This window comes from Stutzerimonas stutzeri, from assembly GCF_000590475.1.
Taxonomy (GTDB): domain Bacteria; phylum Pseudomonadota; class Gammaproteobacteria; order Pseudomonadales; family Pseudomonadaceae; genus Stutzerimonas; species Stutzerimonas stutzeri_D.
In genome coordinates, this window is sequence record NZ_CP007441.1 from 4,274,202 (window position 1) to 4,292,198 (window position 17,997).

Below are 17,997 nucleotides of genomic sequence, written 5' to 3' on the forward strand. Positions count from 1 at the left end.
GAGGAAACCATGAGACCTAGCCTGATATGCCTGCTTGCCCTGCTGCTGGCGCTGCCTGCCATGGCCGAGCGCAAACACAGTGTGGGCGAGCACGACGTTCACTACATTGCCTTCAATTCAAGCTTCTTGCAGCCGGACATCGCCGCTGCGGCGGGCCTGGTGCGCAGCAAGACCCAGGGCGTGGTCAACGTTTCGGTGCTCAAGTCCGGCAAACCGGTCGCCGCGCAGGTCGGCGGTTCGGTGAAGAACCTGCTCGGGCAGGACTACCCGCTGACCTTCAAGCAGCTCAAGGAAGGCGACGAGGCCATTTACTACCTCGCACAGTTTCCCTTCGAATCGCGCGAGGTGCTGCGCTTCAATTTGAATGTGCAGCCTAGCGGCATCGCCCCGATCAACTTCGACTTCACTCAAGAGTTCTTTCCAGACGAATGATGCCTTTCAACGAACTGGTGCTGGCCAGCCATAACGCCGGCAAGCTCAAGGAACTGCAGGCCATGCTGGGCGACACGGTGCGTGTACGCCCGGTTGGCGAATTCAGCGACGTGGAACCGGAAGAAACCGGGCTTTCCTTTGTCGAGAACGCCATCCTTAAGGCCCGTAACGCGGCCAGGGTTTCCGGTCTGCCAGCGCTGGCTGATGACTCGGGCCTGGCGGTGGATTATCTCGGCGGCGCGCCGGGCATCTACTCGGCGCGCTACGCCGACGGCCAGGGCGATGCTGCGAACAATGCCAAGCTGCTGGATGCGCTCAAGGACGTGCCGGATGCCGAACGCGGTGCGCAGTTCGTCTGTGCGCTCGCGTTGGTCAGGCATGCCGACGACCCGCTGCCAATCATCTGCGAAGGCCTGTGGCATGGGCGCATCCTGCAAGCTCCTCAGGGCGTGCATGGCTTCGGCTATGACCCGCTGTTCTGGGTCCCGGAGCGTAACTGTTCCAGTGCCGAGATGGCACCAGCGGACAAGAATCAGCTCAGTCACCGTGCGCGAGCCATGGCACTGCTCAAACAGCGCCTCGGAATCGCATGAGCGGAGCCCGAAGCCGGAAGCCGGAAGCTGGAAGCGAAAAACACACCAGCAGCACTGAGCCTCAGAACTCAGGCTTCCAACTACCGCCACTGGCAGCGTATGTCCATATCCCCTGGTGCGTGCGCAAGTGCCCCTACTGCGACTTCAACTCGCACGCAGCCGGTCCGGCGCTGCCCGAAGACGCCTATGTCGCGGCGCTGCTAGCCGATCTTGACGGCGATCTGGATCAGATACAGGGACGCGCGCTCACCTCGATTTTCTTCGGGGGTGGGACCCCGAGCCTGTTTTCGGCCCAGGCGCTGGGCCGGATTCTCGACGGACTGCAACAACGGGTCGGTTTTACCGCTGACATCGAGATCACTCTTGAAGCCAACCCAGGCACCTTTGAACAGGCGAAGTTTCGCGACTATCGCAACCTGGGTATCAATCGCCTATCGATCGGCGTGCAAAGCTTCCAAGCCGCCAAGCTGAAGGCACTGGGGCGCATCCACGATGGCGAAGAAGCCGTACGCGCCGCCGATATGGCGCGCGCGGCCGGCTTCGATAACTTCAACCTGGATCTGATGCACGGCCTGCCCGACCAGCACCTGGACGATGCGCTGAGCGACCTGCGAATTGCCATTGCCCAGCAGCCAACGCACCTGTCCTGGTATCAACTGACGGTCGAGCCCAACACCGAGTTCTGGAGCAAGCCGCCCGTGCTTCCCGAGGATGAGACCTTGTGGGATATCCAGGAAGCCGGCCAGGCGCTACTCGCCGAGCATGGCTACGGTCAGTACGAAACCTCGGCCTATGCCCAGCCCGGACACCAGGCGCGACACAACCTCAATTACTGGACATTCGGCGACTTCCTCGGTCTCGGTGCCGGCGCTCATGGCAAGTCGACAAGCCCTGACGGACAAATCCGTCGCCTCTGGAAGACTCGCCTGCCCAAGGACTATCTCGACCCCACAAAACGCTTCCGCGCGGGAGACAAGCCACTCGATCCGGACGAATTGCCGTTCGAATTTCTGATGAACGTGCTTCGCCTCAACGACGGCGTGCCCGCGGTATTGTTCACTCAGCGCACCGGGCTTTCGGCCGAGCAGCTTGCCAAGGGCCGGCGCGAAGCCCAAGCGCGTGGGCTGCTGGAGAGCGATCCGCAGCGCTTGGTCGCCACCCCGAAAGGCCAGCTGTTCCTGAACGACTTGCTGCAACTTTTCCTGCCCTAAGGACCCAGAATGGATCTCGTACTCGACCTTATCGCCACGCTGTCGCGCTGGAGCCGTCACCACCTGTTCGATATCTCCCTGGCGATTATGGCCACCCTGTTTGTACTGTTCGGACCAAGTATCAATGCCTGGGTACAGCGCTCCATCGGCGGGCTGAACTTCTTCTTCCGCACCTTGATTTTCGTGCTGGTCTGCGCGGTGGGCTACGGCCTGGCGATCATTTTCATTACTCCCTGGCTGGCCCAGGGCCTGGGCCACTTCAACAACTACACCCTCGCGCCGGTGCTGTTGCTGGTGTTCTTCCTGATCGGAGTTCTGGCGGATCGCACCTAGGCCGTCTACGCCGCGCTCCGAGCGTTGATAAGTCGGGTTGGCGAGATCCGCAGCAAGGCCGCCACCGATCATCCCAACGGCTTCGGCTCGAGCTGCCGCAGCGGGGCGCCGGGCGTCGGAAGGATGCCCTGGCCAGGGAAGCCAGGGCTCTGCCAGGCGCGTAGGCGCCTGATCTGGCTCTAAGCGCTTAGTTAGCGCCGCGACGCAGTGCCGCCGGAGAAAAGTCTCTTGGTCCCATCTGGGCGTTGAAGTCGTACATTGGCTCGTTGTTGTCCAGGCCATCGACAAAATAGTTGCCATCCTTGAGGTGATACAAGGTCTCCAGCGTGCTACCGAACATGGGGACTTCGTAGTAGCTGATCGGATGGCTTTCCTGCAGGCCGATCAGCTCGGCATCCTGGTCGAACAGGTCAACCGCCAGAATCTGCCAGCTGTCCTCATCGATGTAGAAACGACGCATGGCGTAGGGATGACTGAAGCCCTTGCGCAGCTTCGCCTCGACGATCCACACGCGGTGCTGCTCATAGCGCAGCAGTTCAGGGTTCAGGGTACGCGGACCCACGATCGAGTCGTAGGAGATGCCCTGCTGGTGCACGGCATAGCTGTTGTAGGGCACCAGCATTTCCCGCTTGCCGACGAGCTTCCATTCATAACGGTCCGGCGCGCCATTGAAGGTATCCACCACATCCGCTGTCGCCAGCCCGCTGGTGTCCGGCTGCAGCGAGTCATAGGCCAGCGAGGGCAAGCGCCGTACGCGGCGGTCACTCGGGCTATACCGCCAGGCCTTGCGGATCGACAATACCTGGTCGATCGGATCCTGCACCACGAGCGAGGTCCCGGAGAGCTTTGCTGGAGCGGTGACCCGATATTTGTAATAGAGCAGGGTATTGTCCAGCTGCGCCTTACTCATGCCCTCGCGGTTGTAGACGTAATAGATGTGCCGATCCCGCTTGATCAGGTTGGCCCTGCCGTTGATCACCACGGCCTGGTTGTTGATCATGTGGGTCTGCTCACCCTTGTAGTGAAGGATGTGATTCCAGATCACTTCCATGCCGTCCTGGGGCAGCGGGAACGGGATGCCAGCGACAGCGCCCTTGATGCCGTTGCCATTGGCGATCAGCTCGGCAGCGGTGGCATTGGCGCGCGTCTCGTCATAGATGCGCTGCGGAGCCGCGGCACTGCGACGTGTCGGGAACACGCGCAGGTAGAAGTCCGGATAGCGCTCGACCAATGCCCGGAGGCCTTCGGACAAAAGCGCCGCGTATTGCGTGACATTGCTGCTGTCGACGCGGTAGAGCACCGGATCGGCGGCATAGGGGTCCGGGTGATGCATCCCGCTCGAATAGTTGGCGGGCGGCTGTACCCCACCGGTCCATGCCGGGATACTGCCACTGGCGTTGGCCGACTGCTCGGCGCCCAACGGGGTCAGGTCCTGTCCCAGACGAGCAGCCTGCGCGTCATCCACCTTGGCGTGGGCCTGGCACACCCAGGCCGCCAGCAGCAGAATTCCAAATTTTCTGTACATCGCTTTTGCTCCTTGCCGCGCAACGGACGCGGCAGACGACGGCCTCTGCCAGAAGACAGGGCTCTATTAGTTGTGCGTTGGGGGATCGTGCCTTCCTGGCGCTCCGCTCTTGTCAGATCTTCCTGAGACCGCGTGGTACGGCCATGATGAGCGCTATAGGCGCCCACCCTCTGTCAGTCGACGCGTTCGAACTTGAGGTCCCAGACCCCGTGGCCGAGGCGCTCGCCACGGCGTTCGAACTTGGTCGTCGGGCGTTCTTGTGGGCGCTCGACGTACTGGCCGTTTACCGCCTGGTTGCGATAGCCCGGCGCGATGCTCATGACCTCGAGCATGTGCTCGGCATAAGCTTCCCAGTCGGTCGCCATGTGCAACACACCGCCGACCTTGAGTTTTTGCCGTACCAGTTCGGCGAATGCCGGCTGGACGATGCGCCGCTTGTGGTGGCGACTTTTGTGCCAGGGATCAGGAAAGAACAGCAGTACCCGATCCAGACTGGCGTCGGGGACGCATTCACGCAGCACTTCAAGCGCATCGCAACTGTATACGCGCACATTATCGAGATTTTGTGACACAAGCCCATTTAACAGCGCGCCTACGCCCGGTGTATGCACCTCGACCCCGATGAAGTCCTGCTCGGGTGCCGCCGCGGCCATCTCCAGCGTGGAATGCCCCATACCAAAGCCGATTTCGAAGGTGCGCGGCGCCTGCCGGCCAAACACCTGATCGAAGTCGCGCGGGCCGTCGGCCAGTTCCAGGCCGAACCGTGGCCAGCCCTGATCCAGGCCTCGCTGCTGGCCTTCGGTCATGCGACCGGCACGCATCACGAAACTCTTGATGGTGCGCATGCGCCGTTGGCCGTCGGCCGGAGAGGAAATGTCACTCATGAACGAACCTGCAGATAACAAGAACCGGCCGCGCGATCGGGCGAGCGCACGGCCGGTAACGGGAAGAGAAATTAGCGGATCAGGCCTTCCAGAGGCGAAGAGGCGCTGGCATAGAGTTTCTTCGGCATACGTCCGGCTAGATAGGCCAGACGGCCCGCATCAATTGCGTATTTCATGGCTTCGGCCATCAACACCGGATTCTGCGCATGAGCAATGGCGCTGTTCATCAGGACCGCCTCGCAGCCCAGCTCCATGGCGATAGTGGCGTCCGACGCCGTACCTACGCCAGCATCCACCAGCACCGGTACCTTGGCTTCTTCGAGAATGATGCGCAGGTTGTAGGGATTGCAGATCCCCAGACCGGTGCCGATCAGGCCGGCCAGCGGCATAACCGCGATGCAGCCCATGTCGGCCAGCTGGCGGGCAATGATCGGATCGTCGCTGGTGTAGACCATCACGTCGAAGCCGTCCTTCACCAGCACGTCGGCGGCTTTCAGGGTTTCGATGACATTGGGGAACAGTGTTTTCTGGTCGGCCAGCACTTCCAGCTTGACCAGCTTGTGGCCGTCGAGCAGCTCGCGGGCCAGGCGACAGGTTCGCACCGCTTCGGCGGCGTCGTAGCAACCGGCGGTGTTCGGCAGAATGGTGTAACGGTCCGGCGAGATGACGTCGAGCAGATTCGGCTCACCCGGGTTCTGGCCAATGTTGGTGCGGCGCACCGCGACGGTGACGATCTCGGCGCCGGAAGCTTCGATGGCGGCGCGGGTCTCGTCGAGATCTTTGTACTTGCCGGTGCCTACCAGCAAGCGCGATTGATAAGTGCGGCCGGCAAGCGTAAAGGGTTTGTCGTGCGGAACTGGGCTCATGCGACCATCCTGTTCATCTGTAATGAAGCGAAGAAGTACGTCGCTGCACGGGCGACGTCCGGAGTTATCGAGGTAGCGGGCTCGTCAGCCACCACCAATGGCATGCACGACTTCGATCTGATCGCCTTCGACCAGTACCGTCGCGCCATGCTGGCTGCGCGGCACGATGTCACGATTGAGCTCGACCGCCAGCCGGCGCCCAGTCAGTTCCAGGCGCTGCAGCAGATCGGCCACCGACTGACCGTCAGGTAGCTCGTAGCGCTCGCCGTTCAACTGAATCTGCATAGTGATCGCCACCATTGCCAAGGGGCCCGCATTCTAGCCCGATCGCCTCGGAGCACCAAGGCGGCGCACGCTGCCATTCATCTCTCGCGGCGATCAGCCGCGGAGATTCCAGGCGGCCAGCATCAGGCAGATCCACCCGGCCAGAAATGCTGTGCCGCCAATCGGCGTGATGATGCCCAGCTTTCCGATACCCGTCAGGGTCAGGAGATACAGGCTGCCGGAGAACAACAGAACGCCAAGCGCGAACAAACCACCCGCTGCGACCAGCAGACGGCTGGGTGCATGCAAGGCGAGCAAGGCCACCCCGAACAGCGCCAGGGCGTGAATCAACTGGTAGTGCACGCCGGTCTGAAATACCGCGAGGTAATCGGCTCCGAGACGGCTTTTCAAGCCATGCGCGGCGAAGGCGCCGAGCGCCACGCCGGTCAGTCCGAAGAACGCGGCAAGCAGAAGAAAGGGACGAATCATTACGGCGTTTCCAGTCAGGCTGTGGTGAGCCCGTTATAATGCCCGTTCCCCCTGGTCCCGACCACGCCCATGCTCCGAGCCCTGCTGCGCCGCCTCACCAAACTGCTGCTCTGGCTGACCGCGCTTTCCGTGCTGCTGGTACTGGTGCTGCGCTGGGTTCCACCGCCTTTCACAGCGCTCATGGTCGAACGCAAGATCGAATCCTGGACCAGCGACGAAAGCATCGACCTGCAACGCAGCTGGCGGCCCTGGAAGGTGCTGCCGGATGATCTGAAAATGGCCGTGATCGCTGCCGAAGATCAGAAGTTCGCCGATCACTGGGGCTTCGATATCGCCGCCATCCGCGCCGCATTCGCACACAACGAACAAGGCGGCTCGCTACGTGGCGCCAGTACCCTCAGCCAGCAGGTCGCGAAAAACCTGTTTCTCTGGTCCGGCCGCAGCTGGGTGCGCAAAGGCTTCGAAGTCTGGTTCACTGCCTGGATAGAGCTGCTGTGGCCGAAGCAACGCATCCTGGAGGTTTATCTGAACAGTGTCGAATGGGGCAACGGCATCTTCGGCGCCGAGGCGGCGGCGCAGCATCATTTCGGTAAAGGTGCGGCCTACCTGTCTACTGGCCAGGCCAGCCAGCTGGCGGCGGTGCTGCCCAATCCTCGCGAGTGGAGCGCTGGGCGTCCCGGCCCGCATGTCCGTCGACGTGCCAGCTGGATTCGTCAGCAAATGCGTCAGTTGGGCGGCGGCCATTATTTGAACCAGCTACGAACAGCCAAGCAGCGCTAGCAGGGCCATCGGTGCGCAAAGGACAATCATCTTGTGCACCATCTAGGCCGAGGCAGCCTGACGGAGCGTTATGGCAGTGCGCCATCGCAGCGAGTAAGCTGCAACCAACAAGTTGCGAGATGCAGGATCACGTCCCGCATGCAGGAGGTCGTCGGCAGAAGTGCAGCCGTCGCCTCGCCATTCGCACTGAACGCACGGCAGCGATAGCATGAGCGAAACCGCAACCAATACGCCCTTGAACAAGGTGCGGCAACTCTTTCATCGACGTAACAGCGTCGCCTGGCTCGTTCTGGCGTTCAGCCTGCTGGTCCAGCTGGCCATTCTTCAGCATCTGATGCTGAAAGAGGACCGCGCTGCGGCCCAGCAATTCGCCTTTCTCGTGGGCACCACCACCGAAGCCATCGGCAAACGCATGATCGACCATGAACAGGTCCTGCTCGGCGCCGCCGGATTGTTTGACGTCAGCGATAAGGTCACGCGAGCTCAGTGGCGTGCCTATAACCAACGCTTGCGGTTGGCCGAGCACTACCCCGGCGTCCAAGGGGTGGGGTTTGCCGAGGCGGTACGTTCCGAGGAACTCGAGACGCATATCCAGAGCATTCGCAGCCAAGACTTCACCGATTACGATGTGCACCCGCTCGACGAAGAGGCCTCGCTGCATACGCCGGTGGTTTATCTAGAACCCTTCCAAGATCGCAACCTGGCCGCCTTTGGCTATGACATGTTCACCGAGCCTGTACGTCGGCAAGCTATGCTCCAGGCGGCCGAATCCGGGCAACCCCATATCACCGGAAAGGTCAGGTTACGTCAGGAGACCCACGGCAAGGCGCAGGCAGGCATCCTCATGTACGTGCCGCTCTACCAGCCTGGCGAAGCGATCCGCTCGCCCCAGCAACGGCTGCAAGCGCTCAAGGGGTTCGTCTATAGCCCGTACCGGATGGATGATCTGATGCGCGGCATTCTTGGCGCAGCCGATCCGAACCTGAGCCTGCACATCTATGCCGGGGATGACGAGCAGCCCGAGCAGCTGATCTTCGCCAGCAGGGACCAGGCGCGAAGCGAGCCTGCTCAGCACAGCCAAGTCGTGCGGCTTGACCTGTATGGGCAGACTTGGACCTTGCGCCTGGAGAGCCTGCCGGAGTTTGAGACATTCTTTCAGGCCAGCAACGAACAAGTGCTCGGCCTTGGCGTTGGCCTGAGCGTCCTGCTGTTCTTCCTCACCTCTTCGCTAACCCTCAGACGCAGACGTGCCGAGGCGCTGGCTCAGCAGATGACCGATCATATCCGGGAGAACAAACGAGCCCTGCAACTCAGCGAAGAGCGCCTAAGTCTCGCCCTCAAGGGCAGCAACGACGGTCTCTGGGATCTGAACCTGAATGCTGGAACTTTTTATGCCTCACCGCGCGCCTGGCACATGCTCGGCTATCGCCCCAGCGAGTTGCATTCGGACCTGAAGCTTTGGGAACGGATGATAGCGGCCGAAGACTTACCGCAGGCCAAGAAGCAACTGGCGCAAACCATGCTTTCGCCGGTCGACCACTTCACCACCGAGCTGCGTTTTCAGCACAAGAGCGGCAAGCTGATCCCGGTCCTGATCCGAGGCTACATTCAGCGCGACCGGGAAGGCCAGCCGCTGCGTATCAGTGGCACCAGCATGGACCTGACCGAGCATAAGCGCATCGAGCAGATGAAAGATCAATTCGTCTCCACGGTCAGCCATGAGCTGCGCACCCCGCTGACCTCAATCAGTGGTGCCCTGGGCCTGGTCACCGGCGGTGCGATGGGCGAGGTTCCACCCGCGATGCACCAGATGCTGGAAATTGCTCATCGCAACAGCCTGCGCCTGGGCTATCTGATCAATGATTTGCTGGATATGGAAAAAATCGCCGCCGGCAAGATGTCCTTCGATATGCGCGAGCACTCGCTCTGCCGGTTACTGGAAGAGGCTCTGGCCAGCAACCAGGCCTTCGCCGCGCATTTCGGAGTGAATTGCGTACTGCGCGATCCGGTGCAGGTCAACGTCTGGGTCGATGGCTTGCGCCTGCAGCAGGTGCTGACCAACTTCCTGTCGAACGCCATCAAGTACACACCCGAAGGTGGCGAAGTGGTCCTCAATTGCAGCCTGTCCGATACCGGTCACGTGCGCATCAATGTCACCGATCAAGGTCCGGGCATTCCGCCCAGTTTCCAGTCCCGCGTGTTCGAAAAATTCGCCCAGGCGGACGCTTCCGACAGTCGCCAGAAAGGCGGCACCGGGCTGGGACTCGCCATTACCAAAGAATTCATCGAGCGCATGGGCGGACGGGTCGGCTTCGATACGGCGGAGGGCCGCGGCACCACTTTCTGGTGCGAGCTGCCGATACTTGAATCGACCACCTCTACGGCCGATCAAGGTCAGCCACGCCTGCTGGTAATCGAGGACGAGCCGGATACCGGCCGACTGTTGCACCTGATGCTACGTGACGCCGGTTATGCGGTCGATCGCGTGCAGAGCCTGCATGCGGCACGGGCCAAGCTCGCCAGCACCCGTTACGAGGCGATGACGCTCGACTTGCACCTGCCCGACGGTAGCGGGCGCGAACTGATCGACGAGGTACGCGCCACGCCTGATACGCAGGATTTGCCGATCATCGTGATTTCAGCAGCCAGCCAGTTCGAGCAGCACGATGACGATACCGGCATCACTTGGTTACACAAACCCATCAGTGCGGCGCAATTGTTGATCGCACTCACCGATACCCTGGAAAGCTCCAGACATCCTCCCTGATGCGCGGCAGTCGATCTGATCCGCAATGGCTCAAGGCATAAAAAAGGCGCTGCAGTTGCAGCGCCTCTTGGGATGATCAGACCTTGTCAGGCCTGAATGGAACCCTTGAGCTTGTTCATCGCATTCTTTTCAAGCTGCCGGATCCGCTCTGCAGATACACCGTACTTGGCGGCGAGATCATGCAGGGTCGCCTTGTTGTCACTCAGCCAGCGCTGCTGCAGGATATCCCGGCTACGTTCGTCCAGGGTGTCCAGCGCCTCGTGCAGGCTGGAATTGGAATTGTCGCTCCAGTCCGCATCCTCGAGTTGCCGCGCCGGATCGTAACGGTGATCTTCAAGGTAATGTGCAGGCGACTGGTAGGCGCTGTCGTCATCGGCATCGGCGGACGGATCGAAGGCCATGTCGTGTCCGGTCAGGCGGCTTTCCATCTCGCGCACCTCACGCGCTTCAACGCCGAGGCTGTCGGCAACCCGCTCGACCTCGTCGTTGTTCAGCCAGGCCAGACGCTTCTTCTGGCTGCGCAGATTGAAGAACAGCTTGCGCTGCGCCTTGGTCGTGGCGACCTTGACGATGCGCCAGTTGCGCAGAATGAATTCGTGAATCTCAGCTTTGATCCAATGCACGGCGAAAGACACCAGGCGCACACCCATTTCCGGGTTGAAGCGCTTGACCGCTTTCATCAAGCCGACATTGCCTTCCTGGATCAGGTCGGACTGCGCCAGGCCATAGCCCGAATAACTGCGAGCGATGTGCACGACGAAACGCAGGTGAGCAAGCACCATCTGACGCGCGGCCTCGAGATCCTGGTTATAAAACAGGCGCTCTGCCAAGTCGCGTTCCTGCTCGACCGTAAGCAGCGGAATGCTGTTAACCGTCTGCACATAGGCCTCGAGATTGCCTCCCGGAACCAGCGCTTGAACAGGTTGCAGATTAGTTGTCATGCAGATCCTCCGATAATGAAGCTGCAGCAGTTTAGCACTGCCGACTGAGACTGCAAGTCTATGGAAAAGTTTCCTTACAGCTAATAAAAACGATACATATCAATAGTTTATCAACGCGGGGCGAGCTCACTAAGATGTCTCGCGACCGCTAGCCAGGCACCGATGTAGCCCAGAAGCAAGGCGCCAAGCACCAGTGACAAGCCGTCTTCGGCCGGAACCCCAGCCAAGCCGAAATCGCTACCATACAAGCCGGCTAGCCCAACAACCGCCTCGTTCAGCCAGCCAAGCCCGTAAGCCAGCAGCAACCAGGCGATCAAGCCGGCGCCCAACCCGTACAAGGCACCCATATAAAGGAAGGGACGACGCACGTAACCGTCGGTGCCCCCTACCAGCTTGACCACTTCAATCTCGGTCCGGCGGTTTTCGATGTGCAGACGAATGGTGTTGCCGATCACCAGCAGTAGCGTCGCGATCAGCAACAGGCTGAGGCCAAAGACGAAACGATCGCCCAGTTTGAGTATGGCGCTCAGCCGTTCGACCCAGAGCAGGTCCAGCTGTGCCTGCTCCACGCCTGGCAGCTCTGCCAGGCGCTGACGCAGGGCTTCAAGGTTGTCGCGGTCGACCTCGCTTGGGGTCACCAGGATCACGCCGGGCAATGGATTTTCCGGAAGTTCGCGTAGGGCCTCGCCAAGCCCGGATAATTGCTGGAATTCCTCTAACGCCTGCTCGCGGCTGATCCAGCTGGCCTCTGATACATCCGGCATCGCCAGGATCTGCTCGCGAAGCGCCTGGCCTCGCTGCGCATCCACGTCGAGCTGCATGAACAGTGAAATCTGTGCCGCGCGCTGCCAGGACCCGCCGAGCCGCTCGACATTGTCCAGCAACAGTGCCAGGCCCATGGGCAAGCTCAACGCCACCGCCATGACCAGACAGGTGAAGAAGCTGCCGATCGGCTGTTTGATCAGACGACCAACGCTGTCAACCACGCTGGCTCGGTGACTTTCCAGCCAGGCATGGAATAGCGTCTTGAAGTCCGGCTCGTTGCTTCCGGGCTGCTCGGGCTTGTTGCGTACGCCACCGGCGCGCTCCGCCGGGTTCGGGTTTTGCTCGGGCGCGCTCATCGGGCTGCCTCCCCATCACCAATCAATCGACCGCGCTGCAGCGTGAGCATCCGGTGACGCATGCGGGCAATCAGCGCCAGGTCATGGCTGGCAATCAGAACGGTCGTGCCGAGGCGATTGATGTCTTCGAATACACCCATGATTTCTGCTGCCAGCCGCGGGTCGAGGTTGCCGGTCGGCTCGTCGGCGAGTAGCAGTGCCGGACGATGCACCACGGCGCGAGCGATGCCGACGCGTTGCTGCTGCCCAGTCGAGAGATCGGATGGATATTGCAGCGCCTTGTCCTTGAGGCTGACGCGCTCCAGCGCGGTCATCACCCGCTGACCGATCTCACGCTTGTTCAATCCCAGTATCTGCAGGGGTAAAGCGGCGTTGTCGAATACGGTGCGATCGAACAGCAGTTGATGATTCTGGAATACCACACCGATCTGCCGACGAAGAAAGGGAATCTGCGCATTGCTGATGCGCGACAGATCCTGCCCCGCCAGCAGCAACTTGCCGCTGGTGGGTCGCTCCATCGCCAGCAGCAGGCGCAGCAAAGTGCTCTTGCCAGCGCCGGAGTGGCCGGTCACGAAGAGAAACTCGCCCCGTTGCACGTGAAAGGACAGCTCGTGCAATCCGGTGTGGCCATTGGGATAGCGCTTGCCGACCTGCTCGAAACGAATCATGACGAGGCGCTACCTCCGCTCGTGCCCTTCTCGGCGAACAATGCATTGACGAAGGCATCCGACTCGAAGGTGCGCAGGTCGTCGATACCCTCACCGACACCGATGTAGCGGATCGGCGTGCCGAATTGTTTGGCCAGCGCGAAGATCACCCCACCCTTGGCGGTGCCGTCGAGCTTGGTCAGCGCCAGGCCGGTCAGCTCCACTGACTGATTGAACTGTTTGGTCTGGTTGATGGCGTTCTGGCCGGTGCCGGCATCGAGAACCAGCAGCACCTCGTGCGGCGCAGTCTCGTCGAGCTTGCCCATCACCCGACGGACCTTCTTCAGCTCTTCCATCAGGTTGTCCTTGGTGTGCAGCCGACCGGCTGTATCGGCGATCAGCACATCGATACCTCGGGCCTTGGCCGCCTGCACCGCGTCGAAGATCACCGAGGCGGAATCGGCGCCGGTGTGCTGAGCGATCACGGCGATATTGTTGCGCTCGCCCCACACCTGCAGCTGTTCGACCGCCGCCGCGCGAAAAGTGTCGCCAGCGGCCAGCATGACCTTTTTGCCTTCAAGCTGCAGCTTCTTAGCCAGTTTGCCGATGGTGGTGGTCTTGCCGACGCCATTGACGCCAACCACCAGAATCACGAACGGCTGTTTGCCCGCATCTATCAATAGCGGCTGCTCGACCGGCTTGAGCAGGCCGGCCAGTTCTTCCTGCAGCGCTTTGTACAGCGCACCGCTGTCGGCCAGTTCCTTGCGCGAAACCCGCCGCGCGAGATTCTGCATGATCGCCGTAGTGGCTTCGACGCCGACATCCGCCGTCAGCAAGCGGGTTTCGAGTTCATCCAGCAATTCGTCGTCGATCGCCTTCTTGCCCAGAAACAGGCTGGCCATGCCTTCGCCAATGCTGGCACTGGTCTTCGACAGCCCCTGCTTGAGACGAGCAAAAAAGCCCAGTTTGATCTCGGCGGGACGCGCGACCGGCTCGACGGCGATGTCGGCCAAGATCGGCGCTTCCGGCAGCTCCTTGGGCGGCTGAACGAGCTCTGCCGCAGGCTCGGGCTCGGGCTCGGGCTCGGCATGCAGGACGGCTTCCGGCTTGATTTCCGGCTCTGCGGCGGGCTCCGGCTGGTCGATGCCGGATTCGGCGTGCTGTGGCTCTTCGCGCGGCGGCTGTTCGCTCGGTTGTTCCTCGAGCAGAGCGGTATCGGGTTCGTCAGCGAACGGCTGGCTGTCTTCCGGCGGCTCGGCAGCGGGGGGCTCGGCGGGGGGCTGCGGCTTCTTGCGCAACCAGCCAAACAAGCCTTTCTTTTCGCCAGCCGCAGCCGGCGTCTTCTTATCGTCGTTGGAACCAAACATGGAGAAGATTTTCTCAAGAGGGCGAAACGCCGGCGGCCACGCCACCGGCCAGACGGGGGCTATCCTAGCACTGCGCAACCGCCTGTGCTAAGCGCGGCCGTCCCCCTACCCCACGGTACGAGGCCAATCCGACGTTCCGCCGCTTTGCCCTGACCTCTGCACCCAGTACCATGCCCTGCGTGTTCCCGCCTGCCGGCATCGTTGCGGCGGGATTCATTTCTGAACGAGCCCTGAATATGCCCCTGATGCTACGCCGCGCCGCCGCCCTGTTACTCGGCGCCCTGTACGTGCCGTTGGTCCTCGCGGCCGACGGTCACCCCACCCACGAGTTCATGCTGAACAACGGCCTCAAGGTGATCGTGCGTGAGGATCACCGAGCCCCGGTCGTGGTTTCCCAGCTCTGGTACAAGGTCGGCTCCAGCTATGAGGCACCCGGGCAGACCGGGCTGTCCCATGCGCTCGAACATATGATGTTCAAGGGCAGCCGCAAGTTGGAGGCCGGGGAAGCCTCGCGCATCCTGCGCGAGCTCGGTGCCGAGGAGAACGCCTTCACCAGCGACGATTACACCGCCTATTACCAGGTGCTGGCGCGCGACCGCCTGGCCGTCGCCTTCGAACTGGAGGCCGACCGCCTCGCCAGCCTCAAGTTGCCAGCCGACGAGTTCGCCCGCGAAATCGAGGTGATCAAGGAAGAGCGCCGGCTGCGCACCGACGACAAGCCAAGCGCACTGGCTTATGAACGCTTCAAGGCCATGGCCTATCCCGCCAGCGGTTACCACACCCCGACGATCGGCTGGATGGCTGACCTCGATCGCATGACGATCGAGGAGCTGCGCAACTGGTATCAGTCCTGGTACGCCCCTAACAACGCTACTCTCGTGGTGGTTGGTGACGTGACGCGCGACGAGGTACAGGCGCTGGCAGAGCGCTATTTCGGTCCGATAGAGAGTCATCCGATCCCCAGCGCCAAGCGCCCGCTGGAACTGGCCGAGCCCGGCGAGAGGCGGCTCACGCTGCATGTGAAAACCCAGGTACCCAGCCTGATCATGGCGTTCAACACGCCGAGTCTGGCCACCGGGAAGAACCCGCGTCAGATTCATGCCCTGCGCCTGATCAGCGCTCTACTGGACGGCGGCTACAGCGCCCGCCTGCCACAGCAACTCGAGCGCGGCGAGGAACTGGTGACCAGCGCCTCGGCCTGGTACAACGCCTACGCCCGCGGCGACTCGCTGTTCGTGCTCAGCGCTGCGCCCAATATGCAGAAAGGCCGGACCCTGGAAGAGGTGCAAGCCGGCCTCTGGAAACAACTCGAACAGCTCAAGCAGACCGCACCCTCGGAAGAGGAGCTGGAGCGTGTACGGGCCCAGGTCATTGCCGGCCTGGTCTACGAGCGCGACTCCATCGCCCAGCAGGCCACTACCATCGGCCAGCTGGAAACAGTCGGCCTGTCCTGGCGCCTGATGGATGAAGAACTCAGCGCACTCGAGGCGGTAACGCCAGACGATATTCAGCAGGCTGCTCGCACCTACTTCACCCGCTCGCGCCTGAGCGTTGCCCATGTCCTACCCGAGGAGCCCAGCGATGAGTGATCGCAACCTGTTGCGCCGCGGCGTGTTCGTCCTGGCGCTGGCATTCGGACTTGGCCTGACCGGCTGCAGCGAGGAAACCGGTGAAGCCGCCGCCAAGATTCCGCTCCCCTCGACCGGGACAGTGACCACTCCGGCCGAATCCGGCCAGGCGATCGCCCGGGACGCCGCCGAACGAGACCAGCGTCTTCAGTCATTGGACGAATTGGGCGATCAACCGCTCGCTCGCCGCTCGTTGGATATCCAGAGCTGGAAGACCGAAGGAGGAGCGCGGGTCTTGTTCGTCGAAGCCCATCAGCTGCCGATGTTCGATCTACGCCTGACGTTTGCTGGCGGCAGTAGCCAGGACGGCGGTGTACCGGGCCTGGCCATGTTGACCAATGCCATGCTCAACGAAGGGATCGCAGGCAAGGATGTCACCGCCATTGCCGAAGGCTTCGAGGGCCTCGGCGCAGAGTTTGGTAACGGCTCCTATCGCGACATGGCAGTCGCCAGCCTGCGCAGCCTCAGTGCACCGGACAAACGTGAGCCGGCACTGCAGTTGTTCAGCCAGGTGGTCGGGCAGCCGACCTTTCCCGAGGATTCGCTGCAGCGGATCAAGAATCAGGTACTGGCCGGCTTCGAACTTCAGAAGCAGAACCCGGGCAAGCTGGCCAGTCTCGAACTGTTCGAGCAGCTCTACGGAAGCCACCCGTACGCGCACCCCAGCGAGGGCACGCCGCAAACCATTCCTGGCATCGATGCCGGCCAGCTGCGTGCCTTCCATGCCAAAGCCTACGCCGCTGGCAACGCCGTGATCGCGCTGGTCGGCGACCTTGACCGCACGCAAGCCGAAGCGATTGCCGAGCAGATATCCAGTGCTTTGCCGCAAGGCGCCGCACTGCCTGCACCACCCACTCCAAGCGCGTCCGTCGCAAGCCAGAAGCAGATTGAGTTTCCGTCCAACCAGACCCATCTGATGCTGGCGCAGCTCGGCATCCCTCGTGGCGACCCAGACTACGCCGCGCTCTATCTGGGCAATCAGATCCTTGGCGGCGGCGGCTTCGGGACCCGCCTGATGGAAGAAGTACGGGAGAAGCGCGGACTGACGTACGGCATCTATTCCGGATTCAGCCCCATGCAGACCAATGGCCCGTTCATGATCAACCTGCAGACCCGCGCCGAACTTTCCGAGGCCACCCTGCAGCTGGTGCAGCGCTTGGTCGCCGAGTTCCTTGAGAAAGGCCCGACCCGCGCCGAGCTGGAGCGCAGTAAACGCGAGATCGCCGGCAGCTTTCCATTATCCACCGCCAGCAATGCCGACATTGTCGGCCAGCTGGGCAGCATCGGATTCTATAACCTGCCGCTGACCTATCTCGAAGACTTCATGCAACAGGTCCAGGCGTTATCGGTCGAACAAGTCAAGGCGGCAATGAACAAGCATCTCAGCCCAGACGGCTTCGTGATCGTCACCGCCGGCCCGCAGGTCGAGCAAAAACCATTGCCGGCGCCGAGCGAGAAGCCCCTCGAACAACCCAGCAGCGTTCCGGAGCATTGATGGCCAACCCACCCATCCGTCCATCCGCCCACGGGGGGCAAGGGCAGCTTCGCATCATCGGGGGCGAATGGCGCAGCCGGCGCTTCAGCTTTCCCGATGCCGAAGGCCTGCGACCGACGCCTGATCGGGTCCGAGAAACATTGTTCAACTGGCTCGCGCCGTATATGTCCGGGGCCCGTGTGCTCGACCCCTTTACCGGCAGCGGCGCGCTCTATCTCGAGGCGCTCTCCCGTGGCGCCAGCATGGCGTTGGCGTTGGATGTGAATGCCAACGCCATCGCCGGCCTGCGCAAACACCTGGATACGCTGAGCTGCGGCCAGGGCCAGTTGCTGCAAAGCGATGCGTTGCGATATCTGGAAACCCAGACGCCGACACCATTCGATCTGGTGTTTCTCGATCCGCCGTTCAACAAAAATTTGCTGCAACCCGCCTGCGAGCTGCTGGAGCACAAGGGCTGGCTGGCCAAGCATGCCTGGGTCTATACCGAAAGCGAAGCCATGCCGTCGAGCCTCGGGCTCCCCGGCAACTGGCGGCTGCATCGCGAGAAGAAGGCCGGCAGCGTCCATTACGCGCTGTGGGAGCGCAGCGGCGAAACCTGACAACAGGGTTCGCGCAAAACACACGATGGCAGCGATCCGCCAAGACGCAGAGCCG

18 protein-coding genes are annotated in these 17,997 nt (G+C 61.8%); 9 read left to right on the forward strand and 9 right to left on the reverse strand.

Features of this window, described 5'->3' with window-relative positions; translation table 11 throughout:
• The first annotated feature begins 9 nt into the window (after positions 1–9).
• From CH92_RS19410 to CH92_RS19425, 4 genes are read left to right on the forward strand one after another with little or no spacing between them, the layout of a single operon-like run.
• Entirely contained in the window at positions 10–432 is a 423-nt protein-coding gene (locus CH92_RS19410; protein WP_025243421.1) for a DUF4426 domain-containing protein, read from the forward strand.
• Entirely contained in the window at positions 429–1,025 is a 597-nt protein-coding gene (gene rdgB, locus CH92_RS19415; protein WP_025243422.1) for an RdgB/HAM1 family non-canonical purine NTP pyrophosphatase, read from the forward strand. The genes CH92_RS19410 and rdgB overlap by 4 nt, the downstream gene beginning before the upstream one ends.
• Positions 1,022–2,236, forward strand: coding sequence for a radical SAM family heme chaperone HemW (hemW, locus tag CH92_RS19420; RefSeq protein WP_025243423.1), 1,215 nt, complete (start codon positions 1,022–1,024; stop codon positions 2,234–2,236). The genes rdgB and hemW overlap by 4 nt, the downstream gene beginning before the upstream one ends.
• Positions 2,237–2,245: 9 nt before the next feature.
• The gene (locus CH92_RS19425; protein WP_025243424.1) at positions 2,246–2,569 is read left to right on the forward strand and encodes a DUF3392 domain-containing protein; all 324 of its coding nucleotides are present in this window, start codon (positions 2,246–2,248) and stop codon (positions 2,567–2,569) included.
• Positions 2,570–2,756: 187 nt separating this feature from the next.
• On the opposite strand, the gene CH92_RS19430 is transcribed toward CH92_RS19425, so the two are convergent.
• The 5 genes from CH92_RS19430 to CH92_RS19450 all read right to left on the reverse strand — a co-directional run bounded on the left by CH92_RS19430 (position 2,757) and on the right by CH92_RS19450 (position 6,597).
• Positions 2,757–4,094, reverse strand: coding sequence for a DUF1329 domain-containing protein (locus CH92_RS19430; protein ID WP_025243425.1), 1,338 nt, complete (start codon positions 4,092–4,094; stop codon positions 2,757–2,759).
• 173 nt (positions 4,095–4,267) lie between these two features.
• Positions 4,268–4,978, reverse strand: a complete 711-nt coding sequence (gene trmB / locus CH92_RS19435; RefSeq protein WP_025243426.1) for a tRNA (guanosine(46)-N7)-methyltransferase TrmB — start codon at positions 4,976–4,978, stop codon at positions 4,268–4,270.
• Positions 4,979–5,049: 71 nt separating this feature from the next.
• Positions 5,050–5,844 carry a thiazole synthase gene (locus tag CH92_RS19440; protein ID WP_025243427.1) on the reverse strand — a complete coding sequence of 265 codons (795 nt, stop codon included), beginning with the start codon at positions 5,842–5,844 and terminating at the stop codon, positions 5,050–5,052.
• Positions 5,845–5,928: 84 nt separating this feature from the next.
• Complete coding sequence (gene thiS / locus CH92_RS19445; protein WP_256378236.1) at positions 5,929–6,144, reverse strand: sulfur carrier protein ThiS; 216 nt, start codon at positions 6,142–6,144, stop codon at positions 5,929–5,931.
• A gap of 78 nt (positions 6,145–6,222) precedes the next feature.
• Complete coding sequence (locus CH92_RS19450) at positions 6,223–6,597, reverse strand: DUF423 domain-containing protein (RefSeq protein WP_025243429.1); 375 nt, start codon at positions 6,595–6,597, stop codon at positions 6,223–6,225.
• Positions 6,598–6,666: 69 nt separating this feature from the next.
• Here CH92_RS19450 and mtgA point away from each other — a divergent pair, with 69 nt between their 5' ends.
• Positions 6,667–7,377 carry a monofunctional biosynthetic peptidoglycan transglycosylase gene (mtgA, locus tag CH92_RS19455; protein WP_025243430.1) on the forward strand — a complete coding sequence of 237 codons (711 nt, stop codon included), beginning with the start codon at positions 6,667–6,669 and terminating at the stop codon, positions 7,375–7,377.
• Positions 7,378–7,585: 208 nt separating this feature from the next.
• Entirely contained in the window at positions 7,586–10,144 is a 2,559-nt protein-coding gene (locus CH92_RS19460) for a hybrid sensor histidine kinase/response regulator (RefSeq protein ID WP_025243431.1), read from the forward strand.
• Between the two features lie 86 nt (positions 10,145–10,230).
• Here the strand turns inward: CH92_RS19460 and rpoH are convergent, their stop codons facing one another.
• From rpoH to ftsY, 4 genes are all read right to left on the reverse strand, one after another.
• Positions 10,231–11,085: an RNA polymerase sigma factor RpoH gene (gene rpoH, locus CH92_RS19465; protein WP_025243432.1), complete on the reverse strand. Its 855-nt coding sequence runs from the start codon at positions 11,083–11,085 to the stop codon at positions 10,231–10,233.
• Between the two features lie 110 nt (positions 11,086–11,195).
• Positions 11,196–12,206 (reverse strand): permease-like cell division protein FtsX, encoded by a 1,011-nt coding sequence (gene ftsX, locus CH92_RS19470; RefSeq protein ID WP_025243433.1) that lies wholly within the window; start codon positions 12,204–12,206, stop codon positions 11,196–11,198.
• The gene (gene ftsE, locus CH92_RS19475; protein ID WP_025243434.1) at positions 12,203–12,874 is read right to left on the reverse strand and encodes a cell division ATP-binding protein FtsE; all 672 of its coding nucleotides are present in this window, start codon (positions 12,872–12,874) and stop codon (positions 12,203–12,205) included. The genes ftsX and ftsE overlap by 4 nt, the downstream gene beginning before the upstream one ends.
• Entirely contained in the window at positions 12,871–14,220 is a 1,350-nt protein-coding gene (gene ftsY, locus CH92_RS19480; protein WP_025243435.1) for a signal recognition particle-docking protein FtsY, read from the reverse strand. Before ftsY ends, ftsE begins: the two co-directional genes overlap by 4 nt.
• A 236-nt stretch (positions 14,221–14,456) precedes the next feature.
• Between ftsY and CH92_RS19485 the strand changes: the two genes are divergently transcribed.
• From CH92_RS19485 to rsmD, 3 genes are read left to right on the forward strand one after another with little or no spacing between them, the layout of a single operon-like run.
• Positions 14,457–15,809, forward strand: coding sequence for a M16 family metallopeptidase (locus tag CH92_RS19485; protein WP_025243436.1), 1,353 nt, complete (start codon positions 14,457–14,459; stop codon positions 15,807–15,809).
• The gene (locus CH92_RS19490) at positions 15,802–17,343 is read left to right on the forward strand and encodes a M16 family metallopeptidase (RefSeq protein ID WP_025243437.1); all 1,542 of its coding nucleotides are present in this window, start codon (positions 15,802–15,804) and stop codon (positions 17,341–17,343) included. Before CH92_RS19485 ends, CH92_RS19490 begins: the two co-directional genes overlap by 8 nt.
• The gene (gene rsmD, locus CH92_RS19495) at positions 17,343–17,942 is read left to right on the forward strand and encodes a 16S rRNA (guanine(966)-N(2))-methyltransferase RsmD (protein ID WP_025243438.1); all 600 of its coding nucleotides are present in this window, start codon (positions 17,343–17,345) and stop codon (positions 17,940–17,942) included. Before CH92_RS19490 ends, rsmD begins: the two co-directional genes overlap by 1 nt.
• Positions 17,943–17,997 lie beyond the last annotated feature (55 nt).